Source organism: Tistrella bauzanensis, from assembly GCF_014636235.1.
GTDB lineage: Bacteria > Pseudomonadota > Alphaproteobacteria > Tistrellales > Tistrellaceae > Tistrella > Tistrella bauzanensis.
This window is the reverse complement of record NZ_BMDZ01000004.1, coordinates 136,216-154,202: the sequence shown is the minus strand read 5'-3', so window position 1 is coordinate 154,202 and position 17,987 is coordinate 136,216. Positions and strand designations below refer to the sequence as shown.

Annotated in this window: 17 protein-coding genes; 15 read left to right on the top strand and 2 right to left on the bottom strand. The window is 64.5% G+C overall.

Annotated features, from left to right (window positions below; genetic code table 11):
* Nucleotides 1-298: 298 nt before the first annotated feature.
* The 6 genes from IEW15_RS03525 (at nucleotide 299) to IEW15_RS03500 (ending at nucleotide 4,931) form a co-directional block, all read left to right on the top strand.
* Nucleotides 299-472 carry a hypothetical protein gene (locus IEW15_RS03525; RefSeq protein ID WP_188574944.1) on the top strand — a complete coding sequence of 58 codons (174 nt, stop codon included), beginning with the start codon at nucleotides 299-301 and terminating at the stop codon, nucleotides 470-472.
* Between the two features lie 174 nt (nucleotides 473-646).
* A complete protein-coding gene (locus tag IEW15_RS03520; RefSeq protein ID WP_188574942.1) occupies nucleotides 647-820 on the top strand; it encodes a hypothetical protein in 174 nt (57 codons plus the stop codon).
* Nucleotides 821-912: 92 nt separating this feature from the next.
* Nucleotides 913-1,149 carry a hypothetical protein gene (locus tag IEW15_RS03515; protein WP_188574940.1) on the top strand — a complete coding sequence of 79 codons (237 nt, stop codon included), beginning with the start codon at nucleotides 913-915 and terminating at the stop codon, nucleotides 1,147-1,149.
* Between the two features lie 29 nt (nucleotides 1,150-1,178).
* Nucleotides 1,179-1,352, top strand: coding sequence for a hypothetical protein (locus IEW15_RS03510; RefSeq protein WP_188574938.1), 174 nt, complete (start codon nucleotides 1,179-1,181; stop codon nucleotides 1,350-1,352).
* Between the two features lie 2,473 nt (nucleotides 1,353-3,825).
* Nucleotides 3,826-4,533 carry a ParA family protein gene (locus IEW15_RS03505; RefSeq protein ID WP_188574936.1) on the top strand — a complete coding sequence of 236 codons (708 nt, stop codon included), beginning with the start codon at nucleotides 3,826-3,828 and terminating at the stop codon, nucleotides 4,531-4,533.
* Entirely contained in the window at nucleotides 4,530-4,931 is a 402-nt protein-coding gene (locus IEW15_RS03500; protein ID WP_188574934.1) for a hypothetical protein, read from the top strand. The genes IEW15_RS03505 and IEW15_RS03500 overlap by 4 nt, the downstream gene beginning before the upstream one ends.
* Nucleotides 4,932-5,011: 80 nt before the next feature.
* Here IEW15_RS03500 and IEW15_RS03495 read toward each other — a convergent pair whose 3' ends face one another.
* Entirely contained in the window at nucleotides 5,012-6,148 is a 1,137-nt protein-coding gene (locus IEW15_RS03495) for an acyl-CoA dehydrogenase family protein (protein ID WP_372401945.1), read from the bottom strand.
* A 154-nt stretch (nucleotides 6,149-6,302) separates the two neighbouring features.
* Here IEW15_RS03495 and IEW15_RS03490 point away from each other — a divergent pair, with 154 nt between their 5' ends.
* The 3 genes from IEW15_RS03490 to IEW15_RS03480 all read left to right on the top strand — a co-directional run bounded on the left by IEW15_RS03490 (nucleotide 6,303) and on the right by IEW15_RS03480 (nucleotide 8,670).
* Nucleotides 6,303-7,103, top strand: a complete 801-nt coding sequence (locus tag IEW15_RS03490) for an enoyl-CoA hydratase/isomerase family protein (protein ID WP_188574929.1) — start codon at nucleotides 6,303-6,305, stop codon at nucleotides 7,101-7,103.
* The gene (locus tag IEW15_RS03485; RefSeq protein WP_188574927.1) at nucleotides 7,096-7,881 is read left to right on the top strand and encodes an SDR family NAD(P)-dependent oxidoreductase; all 786 of its coding nucleotides are present in this window, start codon (nucleotides 7,096-7,098) and stop codon (nucleotides 7,879-7,881) included. The genes IEW15_RS03490 and IEW15_RS03485 overlap by 8 nt, the downstream gene beginning before the upstream one ends.
* Nucleotides 7,882-8,010: 129 nt before the next feature.
* Nucleotides 8,011-8,670 (top strand): TetR/AcrR family transcriptional regulator, encoded by a 660-nt coding sequence (locus IEW15_RS03480; RefSeq protein ID WP_188574925.1) that lies wholly within the window; start codon nucleotides 8,011-8,013, stop codon nucleotides 8,668-8,670.
* 79 nt (nucleotides 8,671-8,749) lie between these two features.
* Here the strand turns inward: IEW15_RS03480 and IEW15_RS03475 are convergent, their stop codons facing one another.
* Nucleotides 8,750-10,357, bottom strand: coding sequence for a class I adenylate-forming enzyme family protein (locus IEW15_RS03475; protein ID WP_188574923.1), 1,608 nt, complete (start codon nucleotides 10,355-10,357; stop codon nucleotides 8,750-8,752).
* A gap of 160 nt (nucleotides 10,358-10,517) precedes the next feature.
* Here IEW15_RS03475 and IEW15_RS03470 point away from each other — a divergent pair, with 160 nt between their 5' ends.
* The 6 genes from IEW15_RS03470 (at nucleotide 10,518) to IEW15_RS03445 (ending at nucleotide 17,971) form a co-directional block, all read left to right on the top strand.
* Complete coding sequence (locus IEW15_RS03470; protein ID WP_188574921.1) at nucleotides 10,518-11,633, top strand: C4-dicarboxylate TRAP transporter substrate-binding protein; 1,116 nt, start codon at nucleotides 10,518-10,520, stop codon at nucleotides 11,631-11,633.
* Nucleotides 11,605-12,123, top strand: a complete 519-nt coding sequence (locus IEW15_RS03465; protein ID WP_188574919.1) for a TRAP transporter small permease — start codon at nucleotides 11,605-11,607, stop codon at nucleotides 12,121-12,123. Before IEW15_RS03470 ends, IEW15_RS03465 begins: the two co-directional genes overlap by 29 nt.
* Before the next feature lie 15 nt (nucleotides 12,124-12,138).
* A complete protein-coding gene (locus IEW15_RS03460; RefSeq protein WP_188574917.1) occupies nucleotides 12,139-13,440 on the top strand; it encodes a TRAP transporter large permease in 1,302 nt (433 codons plus the stop codon).
* A gap of 256 nt (nucleotides 13,441-13,696) precedes the next feature.
* The gene (locus IEW15_RS03455) at nucleotides 13,697-15,106 is read left to right on the top strand and encodes an LLM class flavin-dependent oxidoreductase (protein WP_372401942.1); all 1,410 of its coding nucleotides are present in this window, start codon (nucleotides 13,697-13,699) and stop codon (nucleotides 15,104-15,106) included.
* Nucleotides 15,103-16,302 carry an acyl-CoA dehydrogenase family protein gene (locus IEW15_RS03450; RefSeq protein WP_188574915.1) on the top strand — a complete coding sequence of 400 codons (1,200 nt, stop codon included), beginning with the start codon at nucleotides 15,103-15,105 and terminating at the stop codon, nucleotides 16,300-16,302. The genes IEW15_RS03455 and IEW15_RS03450 overlap by 4 nt, the downstream gene beginning before the upstream one ends.
* Before the next feature lie 46 nt (nucleotides 16,303-16,348).
* Entirely contained in the window at nucleotides 16,349-17,971 is a 1,623-nt protein-coding gene (locus IEW15_RS03445) for an ABC transporter substrate-binding protein (protein WP_229707790.1), read from the top strand.
* The last annotated feature ends 16 nt before the right edge of the window (nucleotides 17,972-17,987 follow it).

The window sequence follows — 17,987 nt, the reverse complement described above, 5'->3', positions numbered from 1 at the left end:
AAATCACCGCACAATCAAAGCACCGCACGCCCCTAAACCGGATCGAACCAGACCCTTGGGGTCAACTCCGACAGGCTGCTAGTAGATCGGCGGATGAGGGCGGTGCCGTGCATACCGTTGATGGATGGCTTGTATCACCTTGCCTGACGTTTTGTTGAGCAACTGCGAGGTTGAATGGCTGTCCATTTCTATCAAGCACAATCATGAAATAGCTGGTTAAAACGGGCTCGGGTGACGGATGGCGGCGCTTGGAGGCGTCGTTGGAGGTGAACGGCCGGGCCGCTCGGCGGAAACGGGTATGATCCCGGCCGCCGGCGCGCCCCTTGACGTGGCCGCATCGGCAGCCAATCCGGCCGATGGCGGCGATTTCGCGGGTGCCGGCCGTGAATTGGCCGCGTTGCCCTGCCCGGCGTTGAGATCGCACGGCCGCAAGACTTCAACGGCTGCCAATTACTATCAAGCGCAATCATGAAATGGCTGGTTAAAACAGTCTCTGACGGCGGATGGCGTCGCTGGGTGGCGTCGTTGGAGGTGAACGGTGAGGGCCGCCCGGCGGAAACGGGGATGATTCCGGCCGCCTACGCGGNGGCGTCGCTGGGTGGCGTCGTTGGAGGTGAACGGTGAGGGCCGCCCGGCGGAAACGGGGATGATTCCGGCCGCCTACGCGGTCCTCGACGCGGCCGTATCGGCAGCCAATCCGGTCGATGGCGGCGGTTTCGTGTGTGCCGGCCGTGAATTGGCCGCGCTGCCCTGCCCGGCGTTGAGATCGCATGGCCGCAAGACTTCAACGGCTGCCAATTTCTATCAAGCACAATCATGAAATGGCTGGTTAAAACAGGCTCGGGCGGCGGATGGCGACGCTGGGCGGGGTCGTTGGAGGTGGACGGTGAGGGCCGCTCGGCGGAAACGGGTATGACCCTGGCTGCCGGCGCGCCCCTTGACGTGGCCGCATCGGCAGCCAATCCGGTCGATGGCGGCGGTTTCGTGTGTGCCGGCCGTGAATTGGCCGCGCTGCCCCGCCCGGCGTTGAGATCGCACGGCCGCGAGACTTCAACGGCTGCCAATTTCCATCAAGCGCAATCATGGAATGGCTGGTTAAAACAGTCTCTGACGGCGGATGGCGGTGTTGGGTGGCGTCGTTGGAGGTGAACGGTGAGGGCCGCTCGGCGGAAACGGGTATGACCCTGGCTGCCGGCGCGCCCCTTGACGTGGCTGCATCGGCCGCCAATCCGGCCGATGGCGGCGGTTTCGTGCGTGCCGGCCGTGAATTGGCCGCGTTGCCCTGCCCGGCGTTCAGGTTGGGCAACCGCGAGGCCCGAATGGCCGTCCATTTCTATCAAGCGCAATCATGAAACAGGTGGATCAAGCTGGCGACGGTGTGACGTGGACGTGGACATGGGCGTGGCCGAGGGTCTGGGTAGAGAATGAGCAGCCGCCGGCGCGGCTGGTTTTGAATGCCTCCGTTGCCGGTGGTCGGTCCGTGTTTCGCTCAGCCCGTCGCGTGGCCCGATGCCTGGTGGCAAGACACATCGGGGTGACGGTGCGATCTGCAATACTGGCTTCCGCAGGTCTTGAGGTGGAATTGCGGCAGCGTGCCACGGGCGTCGTGCGGCGGCGACGCGATGGTGCGGTGGATGGTCTGAAAAGGGGCGGCTGGTTGCCGATCCGATGTCGTTGCTGTGGCAGATTGCAATTGCCCTGAGGATCATGTGGGGCGCGGTTGGACGGCGGTTGGACCCCTGATGGCGGGCGATGAATGATGGTGCCGGGGTCTGGACTGGTGGCCGGACGGTGATGGCTCCGGCTGCCGGTCGGATGGCGCATGTGAACGAGCCATCGATGGTTTGGGCATTGGCGGCGGGGATCGTATCGATAGCCGGTCCCTGCATCAGCAGGACGGATCACGGCCGTCTGTGCCGGTATGGCAAAGGCGGGGGACATGCTGAGCGGAGGGGATGTGGCCTGTTTTCGGCAAGAACAAGCACGAACTAACTTTATAAAGCATGATCATACTGTAATGACGGGTCGATTCCGGGCGCTGGTTTCGCGCCGCGGCGGGTGCTGAGAGCAGCGATGTCGGGAGACATGTAAGGTACTGATAATCTGGCGGATATGATGGAACATGCACGGTTCGTGACATCCTGGTTATACCTGCGCTGCAGATGACGGACTGGCGGCGGCACGGCGGCCGGTATGGCCGGTCTTGCTGTTGCGAGCTTATTCCTGCAAGCGCAATCATGAAACAGCGAGATACAGCGAGATCAACCGCCAGAAGCCTGCGATGCCGCAGAACGTGTCAGGCGACCGGCGGACACAGGGCGTGGGTCATGGGAATGTGTGGCCTGTGAATTCGCCGCCGCATCCGGCCGAGATACTGCAGGCAGATGCCAGGGCCGGGGAGGGGCCGGCCGGCCGCGCGACCGGCCGACCCCGGCGCCGGGGGCAGCAGGCCAGCGCCATGCAGTTGCCCGTGTGTCGAGAAGGCCGCAGATCCAGCCCGTGCCGCCAGGGCGGTGGCAGATCGCTGATCACGTGGAGCCCGCGCCGCAACGGACCGCGATCGGGCGACGGCATCGGATCGGGTGACGATGCCGGCCCCCACCGATGTTGCCCGGATGATGGCGGCAGCGACGGCGGACGGGGCAGGGAGGGTGATGGCGATGCAGGGGGAGGGGGAAGGATCGTGCCGTGCGTCTGGCGCATAGGACGCAGCCGGTGGCCGGCAGGTCTGCCGGACGCCGTGGGGTCGGGCTACGAACCTGCGGCAGGCTGCGGGGCACCATGCGGCACCGGGTGACGGCCACCGGTCGGGCCGCCGTGGCGATGTAACGGGATCGGAGATGGCGCATTGCCGATGGCGGGCCGGTCGGCGCATCTATGGTGCCGTCGCAGGCCTTCGGAGCGGTGGATCGCCTGCTTGGACATACCGTTGTCCAAGATCGACATGCCGTCGCCCAAGGCCGTGCATCGGCCGGGCGCTGCGCGGCGCCGCGCCTGTGGCGACGGTGCCCGGGATGGCGGTCGGGCTGGGCTGCCGGATTGTCTGGCGATGGCTGATAGCCCTGGCCACGGCATGCCCGGTCACCATGGGGCCTGTCTGTGTGGCCGGACGGGATGGGCCGGTCAGGCTGGACGGGGCAGGCTGGACGGGGCGGGATGGCATCGTTACCGGCGCGCCCGAGCCGATGACAGCGGCCCCGATTCGCCCTGAGCGTTCCGGACCACGGGCGAAGGGCCAATGGCGCATGCCATGGCGGTCCGATGCCGGGGGAGGGGCGGCGTATGATCGTGGGCATGGCTGTCGGAACCAGGGTCAGGACCGCAGATGCAGATACGACGGAGCGGGTGCGACATCATGACGGCCGGCATGCCGGTGACCGGCTCCCGCAAGACGGATCTGCCGATCGGCCAGCCAGCTTTTTGATGCAGGAAACAGCTTGAAAAATCATGCGCAATACAGATCAAACAGGATCGATGCAGATCGTCGCCCGGGGCGCATCCGGTGCTGGCCCCTTGCCGGAAATACGCCGGAAGCACCGATGTCAGACGAATAGAAGCCAGATAAAACCAGATCAATCAGGAAACAGCAGGCGGAAGCTGGTTGCCGCTTGTTCATGCGGCCCGGTGCGGTATCATGCAGCCGGCAGATCGTGGCGGTGATGGCACGACCGCAGCCGGCGCCACCCCTGCCGCGGCAACCGGTGTGGCCGCATGATGCGGGCCGGCCGGCCAGTGCCCAAGTGGGGCCGTGCCTAAGTGGGGCCGTGCCTGGGGCGGCCAATGCCTGGGGCGGGCCGTGCATAACCAGATCGAGGGATCCCGGAGATGGCGATCATCGCGTTCGCAAACCCCAAAGGTGGCGCCGGCAAGACCACGTCGGCGCTGGTTCTGGGCACGCAGCTGGCGGCGAAGACGCGGGTGGCGGTGATCGACGCCGACCCCAATCACCCGATCACCGATTGGGCGAAGCTGCCGGGCAAGCCCGATACGCTGACCGTGCTGGGCGATATCGGCGAACATAATGTGGTGGAGGTGATCGATGCCGCGGCCGAGGACCACGCCTTCGTTCTGGTCGATCTGGAGGGCACCGCCTCGACCGTGGTCGCCTATGCCATCGGCCGCGCCGACCTGGTGATCATTCCGCTTCAGGCCAAGCAGCTCGACGGCAAACAGGCGGTGCGGGCGATCCAACTGGTCAAGCGCCAGGAAAAGGCCTTCCGCCGCCGCATCCCGCATACCGTGCTGCTCACCCGCACCAGCGCTGCCATCCGCTCGCGGGGCTTGCGCGCGATTCTTGAGGATCTGCAGGCCGCAGAGGTCAACGTTCTGGGCGTGGAGTTGATCGAGCGCGGCGCCTTCGATGCCTTCCTCGCCTATGGCGGCACGCTCGACCAGCTTGACCGCAAGGAGGTCTCGGGTGTCGACAAGGCGATCGAGAATGCCCGCGCCTATGCTGCCGCCGTGGTGCAGCTTTTGCGCGACAATGAACGTGCTGATCAAGACCATGCCGCACAAGGAGGGCAGGCCCGGTGACCGAACGCAAACGTCCGCGTCTGTTCAGTGACGACGATGCCACGACGCCTGAGACCGCCGGCGCCGATCCGCTGCGGGATCTGAGCGACTTCCGCCCCGGCCGCCGCCATGCCGACGACCCGCGCGCCACCCGCGATCTGGTGCGCCCGGTGGCCGAGGAATCGGGCTTCCGCAGCCGCGATCCGCGCAACTGGGCCGACGACACCCCGCGCCCGCGCGGCCGCCCGCCCGGCCCGCCGACGGTGGCGGTCAGCCTGCGGGTGAATGTCCGCACGGCGGCCCTGCTCGACCAGATCGCCGCCGACCGCGAATGGACCAAGACCCGCACCTTCGAACGCGCGGTCGCGGCCCTGGAACGTCTGCTGGCTGAAGGCGTGGACCCGAAGACGCTGGGCTGAGGCGATGATGGGGCAGGGCGCCTGCGGCGGCAGACATCAGACACCGGGCGGTCTGACGAATTGACCGCCCGGTTCGCCGTTCACAGGCTTCGGGCAATGATCATCCGCATGATTTCATTGGCGCCACCATAGATGCGCTGGGCGCGCGCATCGGTATAGGCCCGTGCCACCGGGTATTCAGACATATAGCCATAGCCGCCGAAGAATTGCAGGCAGGTGTCGATGACGCGGGCCTGCATTTCGCTGAGCCACATCTTGGCGGCAGCCGCCTCCGCATCCGTCAGTCGGCCCTCCATGTGCCTGGTTATGCAACGGTCGACATAGGCCTCGCCGACCATGATCTCGGCCCGACATTCGGCCAGCTTGAACTGGGTGTTCTGGAAAGTCATCAGGGGGCTGCCGAAAACCTGGCGGTCGCGGGTGTATCGCACCGTGTCGGCCAGAACGCCTTTGGCCCAGCCGATCGCGCTGACAGCGACCGCCAGCCTTTCCTGCGCCAGTTGCCGCATCAGATAGCTGAAGCCCTGGTTCTCGTCTCCGATAAGGTTCGATGCCGGAACCCTGACCTCGTCGAAGAACAGTTCGACGGTATCCTGAGCTTTCTGTCCCATCTTTTCCAGAATCTGCCCGCACCGGAACCCCGGGGTCTTCGTCTCCACCACGATGAGCGAAATGCCATGGGCCCCCTTCTCTGGCGCGGTCTTGGCTGCGACCACGACCAGATCGGCGAGATAGCCGTTGGTGATGAAGGTCTTGGCCCCGTTGATGATGAAGTCGCAGCCGTCGCGGCGGGCATGGGTTCTGATCGCTTTCAGATCGCTGCCGGCGCCGGGTTCGGTCATCGCGATGGCGGCAATCGCCTCGCCCGAGGCCATCCGGGGCAGCCAGCGCCGCTTGAGTGCCTCGCTGCCAAATTCGAGAATATAGGGCGCAATAATATCAGAATGCGTGTAGAAGCCGGGCGCCGAGTATCCCTGCCGCATCTGCTCTTCGATGATGACGCTGGCTGTCAGGAAGTCACCGCCGGGCCCGCCATATTCTTCCGGCACCGTTGAGCAAAGCAGGCCCAGAGATCCGGCCTTACGCCAGACATCTCGATCAACATAGCCTCGCTTTTCCCAGTCCGCATAGTTCGGAGCGATCTCGCTCTCGAAGAAGCGCTGCACGGAGTAGCGTAGAGCATCATGCTCTGGCCCATAGTTCGCACGCTCTGCCAGCATGTCATGCCTCCTGTTTCTTATACGGCTTTAAGGCGTGATGGCTTCGGCTGTCAAGAAAAATGAACGATGGTTCGCAGTTCACATTTGTTGACGCGGCCGGCACAGGCGCTATGGTGACAGCTCTCCCCCCCGGACATGAGGAGATCGGGCGATGTACAAGGCGATTGAATGGCGCCACGATGGACGCACCCTCTATTTGACGATGAACAGGCCCGCGAGCCTGAATGCCGTGGATGCCGACCTTCATACCGAGCTTGCGCGGGTGTTCGCGGATGCGGCCCAAGACGAGGCGTCCGACGTCATCGTTCTGACCGGGGCGGGGCGGGCCTTCTGCGCCGGCGGAGATCTTGCCTGGCAGCAGCAGGCGGCCGACGACCCTGACTCCTTCGAACAGACAGCGGTCGAGGCGAAACAGATCATCTTTTCGATACTCGACTGCGAAAAGCCGATCATTGCCAAGGTGAATGGCCCGGCGGTCGGGTTGGGATGCACCATGGCGCTGTTCTGCGACGTGATCTTCGCCAACGAAGACACGTTTCTGTCCGATCCGCATGTGTCGGTCGGCATGGTTGCGGGCGATGGTGGCGCGGTCATCTGGCCGCAACTGATCGGCTATGCGCGTGCCAAGGAATATCTGATGACCGGCGATCGGATTCCGGCGCGGAAAGCCGCCGAGATGGGGCTGATCAACCATGCGGTTCCCGCCGCGGCGCTGGATGCGGCGGTCTCGGATTTCGCGCGGCGTCTGGAGAGGTCTGCGATCAAGGCCGTGCGGTGGTCGAAGGTCAGCGTCAATATCGGGCTGAAGCAACTGGCGCATACGATCATGGATAGCTCGATCGCCTATGAAGCCCTGACCAATGTCAGCGCCGACCACCGGGAGGCACTGGCGGCACTGCGCGAGAAGCGCGCGCCGGTTTTCGGACCGCAGAGGGCGAAGACCCATGGCTGACAATGTGATCGACCTCTCGCGGAAGGTCGCGCTGGTGACAGGCGGCGCCAACGGCATCGGCCGTGCCATCTGTATCAGGCTGGCGGCCTGCGGCGCGCGCGTCGCGGTGTGCGACCTGTCACCGGGCGATGCCGAACGGACCGCCGGAGAGATCGGCGAGGGCGCGCGCGCCTTCGCCCTCGATGTCGGCCAGGAAGCCAGTTGCGCCGCCTGTGTCGATGCCGTCGCCGAGGCGATGGGCGAGATCGACATCCTGGTGAACAATGCCGGCATTGCCGAACCCGTCGTCGGAACCCTGAAGCAGAAGCCCGAGGACTGGCAGCGGGTCATGGACGTCAATCTCAGGGGCGTCTTTCTGATGTCCCAATGTGTCGCACGCCGCATGGTCGCCGCCGGCCGCCCCGGCGCCATCGTCAATCTGTCCTCGATCACCGGCCTGATGGCGCATCGCGCGTCCAACGGATATGGCGTCTCGAAAGCCGGGGTCGTCATGATGACCAAGACCATGGCCGCGGATTTTGCCAGACGCGGCATTCGGGTGAATGCCATTGCGCCGGGGGTGATCCGCACCACTCTTTCAAAAGACCTCGTCGAGGGCGGCAAGGTCGCACGGGCGGCATTCCTGAACCGCATCCCGATGGGCGATTTCGGCGAACCCGACGACATCGCGCGCGTCGCGGCCTTTCTCGCCTCGGACTGGGCATCCTACATCACCGGCGCCACGCTGCCCGTCGACGGAGGCTGGTGCGCCTTCGGCGGTCCGTCCAGCGGCGCATGACCGTATGGAGGCGGCGATTTCCGCCAGCAACGATCCTGCCTGCAGCGCACGAAAGCAGTTTTTTGATGGCGCGCGACTGTGTACCCTTGCGCCAACCAAAGTGAAAATAGTTTCAGTATTGACGGGCCTATGAAGCAAAAGCTGACACGATCTGAGAAAACCGAACGAAATCGCGCTGCATTGATCGATGCCGCCGCAGTCGTGGTCGGCAAGGTCGGATATCTGAATGCATCCGTTGCCAAGATCACCCAGGAAGCTGGTCTTGGTCAGGGAACATTCTATCGCTATTTCGACAATCAGCAGGAACTATTCGACCTTCTTCTGCCGCTCAAAGGGCGGGAGGCGCTGGATCATATCGGAAAGGCCGTGAAAGGGGCGGACTCGTTCATCGAGGTGGAGCTTCGCGCACTCCGCGCCTTTATTTCCTGGGCGCGCGAACGGCCATGGTTCTTCCGCCTGCTCCACGAAGCGCATATCGCGGCACCTGAAGGATACCGGCTTCATATGGACCATATCAGGACACGGTTCAGAAGTTCGCTCCGCCGCAGTTGGCAGAACGGCGAATTTCCATCCTTCGGCGAGCATGAGCTGGATACGATTACAGTCACTCTGACCGCGGCACGAGACTATCTGTATAACGAGTTCGCGGCCCAGAGCGATCAGAGCGACGCGGCGCTGGACGACGTTCTGAACACCTACAGGAAGTTGATCACCTTCGGTTTGAGTGGTGCACCCGGTTTAAACGGTGCACGCGGCTTACACGGTGCACCCGGAGCAACCAGGCCGTAGGCCCGGGATCCTGCCGGCACAGGGGCCGCGGCCGATCGCGTCGATGTCAGCGACCCGCCGCGACCCGCGCCCCGACCATCTATTCGAGGCCGAGCAATTCGCGCGCTGTCACGCGAAGCTCGGTTTTAAGGATCTTGCCCATCGGGTTGCGCGGCATGCTGGGGATGGCCACGATATGGCGTGGCACCTTGTAATCGGCGAGCATGTCGCGGCAATAGGTGAGCAGCGCAGAGGCGTCGAGCGTCCGGCCTTCTTTCATCACGACAAAAACGAAGACGTCCTCGCCCAGTTTCGGATGTGGCACGGCGATGGCGGCCGCTTCCTCGATGTCGGGGAACTTGTAAATCACGTCCTCGACTTCCATCGAACCAATATTATGGCCGCCCCGGATGATAATGTCCTTCTTTCGGTCCGTGTGGTAGAAGAACCCATCGGCATCGCGATAGCCGATATCTCCCATCAGTACCCAGCCATCCTTCAGGGTGGCCCGGCTGGTTGCGGGATCGTCAAGATAGCCCGCGAAGACGGCCGCAGACCGCACCGCGAATTCGCCCTGCACGCCATCGGCAACCTCGGTTCCGTCGTCGGCAACCAGTTTAACCGCGGTATAGGGCCCGGCGCGGCCCACGGACCCCATCCTGGACAGCGTATAGCGCGGATAAAGAATGGTGCCGGTGGCGCCGGTTTCCGTTGAGCCGAAGGTCTGAGCCAACCCGACCTCTGGAAAAAATTCGGCAAGCTGCCGGATCGGCGTCAGTGGCATCGCGGCACCGCCATAGATAAACAGGCGCAGCGCGGACGGGCGTTCCGGTTGGATCCGCATATGCTCAAGAAGGAAGATATAAAAGGCGGGGACGCCATAATATATCGTCGAACCATAGGTCTTCATACGGGCGAGACTGTCGGGGATCGACATGCCGGCATCGATGATCGCGGCACCGCCTGCCGAGAGGATTGGCAGGATCACGCATTTCGTGCTGGCGGTCGTGAAAATCGGGAAGAAACTCTGAAGCCGATCGTCCGGCCGGAGGTCCAGCATGGTTCTGTAGATATGCGCCGCGGCGGCCGTGCGGCCATGGGTCACGATCGCGGCCTTGGGCGCGGCGGTTGTCCCGGACGTGAACATGATCTCGCTGATGTCGTCCGGCGCGAGCTGCGGCCAACCCTGCGCGTCGGGGGCGCCCAGGTCGAGAATGGACTTGAAATCAGCGGCGCCGTTGCCGTTCTCCATCAGAATGATCTCGCGAAGCGCCGGCAGATCGCCGCGGATGCGGTTCACCGTCGGGGCCAGCCGGTCCGCCGCCAGAATGACCGAACAGGCGGCACGCCGCGCGGCGTCGAGCAACTCGCGCGCCGTATAGCGGGCATTGAGCGGGACGAACACGGCACCGAGCAGGTTCGCCGCCAGGATCGCCACGATGGCCTGACAGGCATTTTCGTTGTCGGCGAAGATGCCGATCCGGTCGCCCTGCGCCACCCCTCGGCGCCGCAATCCGTCGGCAAACCGCAGGATGTCTGCACGCAGCGCGCCATAGCTCCGACTGACTTCGACACCGGCGCTCGCCGTCGCCACAAGCGCCAGGGCATCCGGAGACGTCTCTGCATGCGCCAGAATCCTGTAGACGACGGGTTGGGCGATGACCGTCGCAGGCATGTCTTCGGGGCCGGGTAAATAATCGTCTTGCATTGGCACCTCCCGTCTGCACCGAAATCTTTCCACTTGGTGCATTGTCTTTTCGAAATGCATCCTCCAGGCCAGAACGACCTGACGTTTCAGATGCGCCGCGAATCTCCACGCCGACGGTCAAGTATCGCCGGGCGACCCTGTCCGTCAACAATAAAATGAATTGCGAACCGCCATTCATTTTGGTATGCCAATCAGAGTGCGAGGAGGAACCGCAACGACGGCGCGCACCTGGGAGGAAAAAATGAAACGATTTATGACAGGAATTGTGGCTGCACTAACCGTCGGTCTGGGAGCGACCAGTGGTTGGGCGGAAGAGTATCCGGCGATGACGCTGAACATGGCGCATTACCTGCCCGAGACTTATGCAGGCGTGGAATGGGAACGATGGTGGGCCGATCAGGTCGCCGAACGATCGGATGGCGCCATCACCATCGAGATTTTCTGGGGCGGCACGCTGGGGGGCGCGACCGAGATCCTGGAACTGGTCGGCTCGGGCGCGGTGCCTCTTGGGGTGACGGCGCAGGGCTACTTCATGTCGGACCTGCCAGTGGCGGGAACCGCCGGCAATCTGATGATGCGGACGCATGCCGATCCTGCCGCGGCGCTCGACACCTGGCGGCAGTTCCAGAAGGACGCCCAGGTTCAGAAGGAACTCAAGGATGCCGGGCTCGTCGAGCTGACGGCACAGGCCTCGAACCCCTACAAGCTGACCTGCGTGAAACCGGTGCGCAGCCTGGAGGCCATCAAGGGGCTGCGGATTCGCGTGCCCGGCGCCTATATGCCGGAATGGTGGGCGTCGCTGGGCGCGGTGCCGGTGAACGTACCGCTGGCCGAGCAGTATGAAGCCATCCAGAAGGGGACGGTCGATTGCGCATATTCGCCCCATGACCAGATCTTCTCGACCAAGCTGGACGAGGTCGCGAAATACGCCATCGATCTCAGCACCGGTTCGCATGTCACCTGGAATATTTTCATGAACCGGGATGCCTATGAGGCACTGCCCGAGACCGTGAAAACGCTGTTCCAGACTGTCAGCGACGACATGATGGCCCGGATGGTCGTGGCGTATGACACGCTCGCGCGCGAAACCGTCGAGGTCACGATGCCTGCAAAGGGTGTCGAACTGGTGCATTTCGACGATGTCGACAAGGTCGACGCCGCGGCCCTGGATACCATCGATCTCTGGGTCCAGCGACTTGGCGAGCAAGGCCTTGCTGATGCGGCGGAACGCCTTGCCCCGATCCTGCGTGAAAAGCGCGCGTCGTTCGATGATTAAGACGGCGGCTCGCCTGATTGAGGCGACGTCTCTGGTGGTGTGCGGTCTTCTGATCGCCGCCACCATGATCATTGGCACGCTGGACGTGGTATTGGGCCTCGGCTTCAATCACTACATCGCCGGCAAGGTGGAGTTGAGCGAGGTCATGATCGCTGCGGCCACCTTCCTGGCGCTGCCCGGCGTGACCTGGCATGCGACCCATATCCGTGTCGATATCGTGTCCCAGAATTTCCGTGGCTGGTTCAGGGTTTTCGGCGATGTCGTCGTGACCGTGGTCGCGTTGGCGACATGCGCATTCTTCTCCTATACCTCGTGGCTCGCGTTCGAAAGCAGCTGGGCCAAGACCGAAACCGCGCAAGGCCTGCTGCCTGTGCCGGTGTATCCGGTCAAGTTCGCGGCTTTTGCGGCATTCGCCATATGCGGCCTGATCGCGATCGTCCAGTTCCTGCGTCTCGTCGTGAAGCACCGATCTCATAAGAACATCGTCTAACAGAGGCCGAATATCATGGATGCCCTGACGAATGGTGGCCTCGCGATCGCCGCCCTGTTGCTTCTGTTGTCTTTTGGCGTGCCGATCGTATGGGCCATGTCCCTGGTCGCGGCGTCCGGAATGTATCTCGTCGCCGGCCCGGTCTTTGCCATCGCGACGTTCAAGACGCTGCCGGTGGCCACGGTTTCCAACTACTCGCTGGTCGTGATCCCGATGTTCCTGCTGATGGGGTCGTTCTGCTATCGCGCGCGGATTATCGAAGGCCTGTATGACGCCGCGCACCGGTTCACCGCCCGCACCAAGGGCAATCTGCTGATCGCGACGGTTCTGGCGTCCGCGGCCTTTGCCGCCGCTTCCGGTTCCAGCCTGGCCGCATCGAGCATGTTCGCGCGCGTGGCGATGCCGCAGATGCTGAAATACAAATATGCGCCCGGCGTGGCCGCCGCCTGCATCGCGGCCACCGGCACCCTGGCGGCCATCATTCCCCCGTCGGTCGCGATCGTCATCGTCGCGTCCCTGACCAGCCAGTCCGCCGGCAAACTGCTGATCGCCGGGGTTCTGCCGGGCCTGCTGACGGCGGCGGTCTATATCGTCGGGATCAAACTCTTTCTGCTGCGCTTCTCCGATTGGGCACCGGATACCGACGAACGGTTTTCCTGGCGGGAAAAGATCGTCGGGCTCAAATCGGTGTGGAGCGTGGTGGTCCTTGGCGGTTTCGTCATGGGCGGGATCTATGTCGGCTGGTTCTCGCCGTCGTCGGCGGGCGCCGTCGGCGCCGCCGGCGCACTGCTGATCGGCCTGTCGACACGCACGATAAAATTGCCGGGCATCTGGGACTCGCTGGCGGAATGCGCCTATGGCACGGCGCGTCTTCTGGCGATCATCGTCGCCGGCCTCCTGTTCAGCCGATTTCTGGCGGTCAGCGGTTTCATCACCACAATGAACACGACGATCGCCGAACTCGGGGTCTCGCCGTTCACGTTGATGGCGTGCATGATCGCCATCTATCTGATCCTTGGCATGTTCGTGGACTCCCTGTCGCTGCTCGTCATCACCTTGCCGACGCTTTTCCCGATCTCTCAATCCGTCGGGCTGGACCCGGTCTGGTTCGCGATCATCTCCATCAAGCTCGTCGAGATCGCCGCGATCACGCCGCCGGTGGGGCTGAACCTGTTCGCGGTCCTTGGCGCCACGGATTCGGTGTCGTCTGCCCAGTTGTTCAAGGGGATCGTGCCCTTCATCCTTCTGGAACTGGTCACATTGACCCTGCTGATCGCGTTTCCTGTGATCGCAACCTGGTTGCCGAGCCAGATGTAGCACCGGCAGGCGGGCTTCGGGCCGGGATCATGGCCCGTCGACCGGCCGATCGCTCTGCCTGATGCCCGCCTCACTCACCACGCTTCAAAAAAGGTGCCGTCAAAAATACAATTCGCCTGTAGGCATAGCCGATCTGTCCGCAGTATCGTCTTACGGGACAAATGCGCGTGACCGGCGGGTGGCGTGCCGGGGGATCGATCGGGGCGGATGCGTGGTTCAGGTACGGGCGGGGCAGACAGAAGCGGCGGACGGGCCGGTGGAGGCCGGCCGGCAGATCCGGTTGAACGCGTTCGAGATGAACGCCGTCGGGCATATCGCCCATGGGCTGTGGCGGCATCCGCGCGACCGGGCCACCAGCTATACCGATATCGGCTGGTGGCAGGATCTGGCGCGGATCCTTGAACGCGGGTTGTTCGACGGCCTGTTCCTGGCCGATGTCAGCGGCATCTATGACGTCTACAAGGGCGGGCCGGAGACGGCGATCGCCCATGCCATGCAGGTGCCGGTGAACGACCCGGCGATGCTGGTGCCGGCGATGGCCGCGGTCACCCGCCATCTGGGCTTCGGCATCACCGCCAATCTGTCGCAGGAGCCGCCCTATCTGTTCGCGCGGCGGATGTCGACGCTGGATCACCTGACCCGCGGCCGGATCGCCTGGAACATCGTGACCGGCTTTCTCGACAGTGCCGCGCGTGGGGCGGGGCAGGGCGCGCAGATGGATCACGACGCCCGGTACGACCGCGCCGACGAATACATGGACCTGGTCTACAAGCTGTGGGAGGCAAGCTGGGACGACGACGCGGTGGTCTCTGACCGCGCGGCCGGCATCTATGCCCGGCCCGACCGGGTGCGCGCCATCCACCATCATGGCCGGTTCTTCGATCTGGACGCGATCCATCTGTCGGAGCCGTCGCCGCAACGCACGCCGGTGCTGTTCCAGGCCGGGGCATCGGCGCGCGGGCTGGCCTTTGCCGCCACCCATGCCGAATGCATCTTCATTCCCACCACCGGCCGCGGCAGTGCCGCCGCATTGACCGCGCGCATCCGTGCCGGGGTCGCCGCCGCCGGCCGGCGCCCGCGCGACGTGAAGATCTTAGCATCCCTGATGACCGTGATCGGCCGCACCGCGGTCGAGGCGCGCGAGAAATTCGAAGACTATGGCCGCTATGCCGCCGCCGAGGCGGGGCTGGCGCAGCTTGCCGCCGCGACCGGCATCGATTTCGCCCGCTTCGCGCCCGATGAGCCGATCGTGGTGGCGGGCGAGGCCGGCAATGGCATCCGGTCGCTGGTGGCGCAGCTTGGCGCCGGCGATGACGGGCCGCCGACGGTGAACCGTCTGCTGGCGGGCATGACCCTGGGCGGGCGGTTCAAGCCGGTGGTCGGCACCTCTGAGCAGGTCGCCGACGAGATCGCCGCCTGGATCGCCGAAGCCGATATCGACGGCTTCAACCTGATCCGCACCGTCACCCCTGACTGCTTCACCGATGTTGCCGACCTGCTGGTGCCGGTGTTGCAGGAGCGTGGCCTGTACAAGCACGGCTATGGCGACGGCACCTTGCGCGACCGGCTGTTCGGTCAGGGGCCGCGCCCGGCGCCCGGCCATCCTGCCGCCGCGTTGCGACAGCCGGAAACGCCCTCGTCACCTGCCGCGGAGGACCGCCCATGACCAGCCCCTCCGCCGCCGATATCGGCCCCCGCAGCCATGACGCCTGGATGGCACTGGCCGGCGAGGTGGCGGCAGCCCTTGCCGCCGACATCGCCCGCCGCCATCGCGACCACACGCCGCCGCATGACCAGATCCGGCTGTTGAAGGCAAGCGGGCTTGCCACCATGGCGGTGCCTGCGGCATCTGGCGGCGGCGGTGCCCGTTGGTCGACGGTGGTGGCGGTGGCGCGTGAACTGGCGGCGGTCGACGGCTCGGTCGGCACCCTGTTCGGCTATCATTCCATGGGCGTGCTGCATCAGAGCATCGGCCGGCCGGCGCTGGCCGGACCGCGCCTGGCCGAGATCGCACGCGACCGGCTGTGGCTGGCCGGCGTCACCAACCCGCGCGACGACGATGTCCAGGTGCGGCCCGATGGCGGCGATGTGGTGCTGGACGGTACCAAGAGTTTCTGCACCGGGGCGGCCTTTGCCGACCGGCTGGTGGTCTGGGGCCGGCGCACCGATACCGGCGCGCCGGTTCTGGTCTATCTGCGCGGCGACGCGCCGGGGCTGCGCTGCCATCACGACTGGGACAGCCTGGGGCTGGACCGTGCCGACAGTGGCGGCTTCACGCTCGACGGCGTGCGGGTGCCGGCCGCCGACATGCAGATGGAAGACCGCGACGGCGTCGACGCCTTTGCGGTGGCGGCCCGCACGCCGGTCAACCAGCTCACCTTCGCCAATCTGTATCTGGGCTTCGCGCTCGGCGCCTTCCGCGCCGGCCGCGACTATGTCCGCACCAGCACCCGGGCATGGCCGGCATCGGGTGTGGCGCGCGCGGTCGACGACCCGCTGGTCGTGTCTCAATTCGGCGAATTCTGGATCGCGATACAGGCGGTGGTGGCGCTGGCCGATCGCGCGGCGGGCAAGGTCGATGCCATGCTCGACGCGGCCCCGCGCTTCGATGCCCAACTTCGGGGTGACGCGGCGGTTGATGTTGCAACCATAAAAGTATTATCTAGCCGCTTGAGTCTTGACGTCGCGACCAGAATCTACGACGCCATGGGGGCGCGTGCGACCCATAACCGCCATGCCTTCGACCGGTTCTGGCGTGATGCCCGCACCCATACGCTGCACGACCCCCTGGCCTACAAGATCCTGGAGATCGGACACTTCGCTCTGAACGCGCGCCTGCCCGAACCGCAGGCCTATAGCTGAGATGACATCAGACCGGCTGAACCGGTCGAGCTGGAGACGTTAGAGAATGATGGATCGGCGCGATTTCCTGAAGTCCGGCGCGGCCGCCGGGCTCTTCCTGTCGGTGGGTGGTGTGGTCATGCCGTTTGGCCAGGCCTTTGCCCAGAGCGCCGATGGCGCATCCCTGCGGGTTCTGGCCGAAGACGGCCCCAATTCCCGCGACCCGCATGGCGACGGCGTCAACCGGGCCTCGCTGGGCACCTTCACCAACATCTATGACCGGCTGATCAATTTCGACCGGATCGAGGTGTCGCCGGGGCTCTATCGCTATGATTACAGCCGTTTCAAGGGCGAGCTGGCCGAACGGTTCGAGGTGCTGGAAGACGGCAAGGTGCTGGTCTTCCACCTGCATCCCGACGCCACCTTCCATGACGGCAAGCCGGTCACCGCCGCTGATGTCGTCTGGTCGCTGGAACGCGGCATCAACCTGCCGGCCTCCAAGCGCCAGCTTGGCACCGGCTCGATCGTCTCGGCCGATCAGTTCGAAGCGGTCGACGACCACACCGTGCGGCTGAGCTTCGCGCGCGCCGACCGTTATACCCTGCCCAATCTGGCGCTGACCTTTGCCTCGGTACTGAACAGCGAGTTGGTGCGTTCGCATGCCACCGAGGCCGATCCCTGGGGCACGGAATGGCTGCGCAACAACGCCGCCGGCAGCGGTGCCTTCAAGGTCGAGACCTGGACCGCCGGCCAGCAGGTGATCTACAGCCGCTTCGACGACTGGAAGGGCGGCGCGCTGCCGCAGATCCGCCGGGCGCTGGTCCAGGTGGTGCCGGCCGCCCCCGGCCGGGTGGCGGCGGTCACCCGCGGCGATGCCGATGTGGCCCTGCAACTGCCACCCAAGGACGTGGCGGCGATTGCGGCCGATCCGAAGGTGAAGCTGATCTCGCTGCCGGTCACCAACAGCTTCCGCTTCGTTGCCTTCAACACCCGCACGGCACCCTTCGACGATGTCCGCGTGCGCCAGGCCATCGCCTGGGCGCTGCCTTACGAAGACATGTTCCAGGGCGCGATCTTCGGTCGCGGCATGCCGCTCTATGGCGCCGCATCGGCTGCACCCGAAGGCTCCGCCTTCCCGCAGCCCTATCCCTATCAGACCGATCTGGACCGGGCGCGGGCGCTCTTGGCCGAAGCCGGGCTCGGTGACGGCTTCGAGACCACCTTCAGCTATAACGTCGCCGATGCGGTGACCGCCGATCCGATCGCGCTGCTGGTGCAGGAACAACTGGGTCGGATCGGCATCAAGGTGACGATCGAGAAGGTGCCGACGGCCAATTGGGGCACGCTGCTGACCGAAAAAAAGGTGCCGTTCTATGTCGAGGGCTCCTCGGCCTGGTTCAACGATCCGGACTATTTCTTCCGCATCTTCTTCCAGGGCGACTGGCGGTGGAATTTCGGTTCGTTCCAGAATGCGGAACTGACGGTGCTGGTCGAGAAGGCGCGCTGGGAAACCGACAAGGATACCTATGACGATCTGATCAGGCAGGCGATCGCGATCGTGTTCCGCGAACTGCCGATCATGCCGCTGTGGCTGCCATCCTTCGATGCCGCGATGCAGCCGGCTGTGGACGATTTCACCTATTATATCCATGGTCAGGTCGACTTCCGGCCGCTGACCAAATCCGCCTGACCCGCGCGGTCCGGCC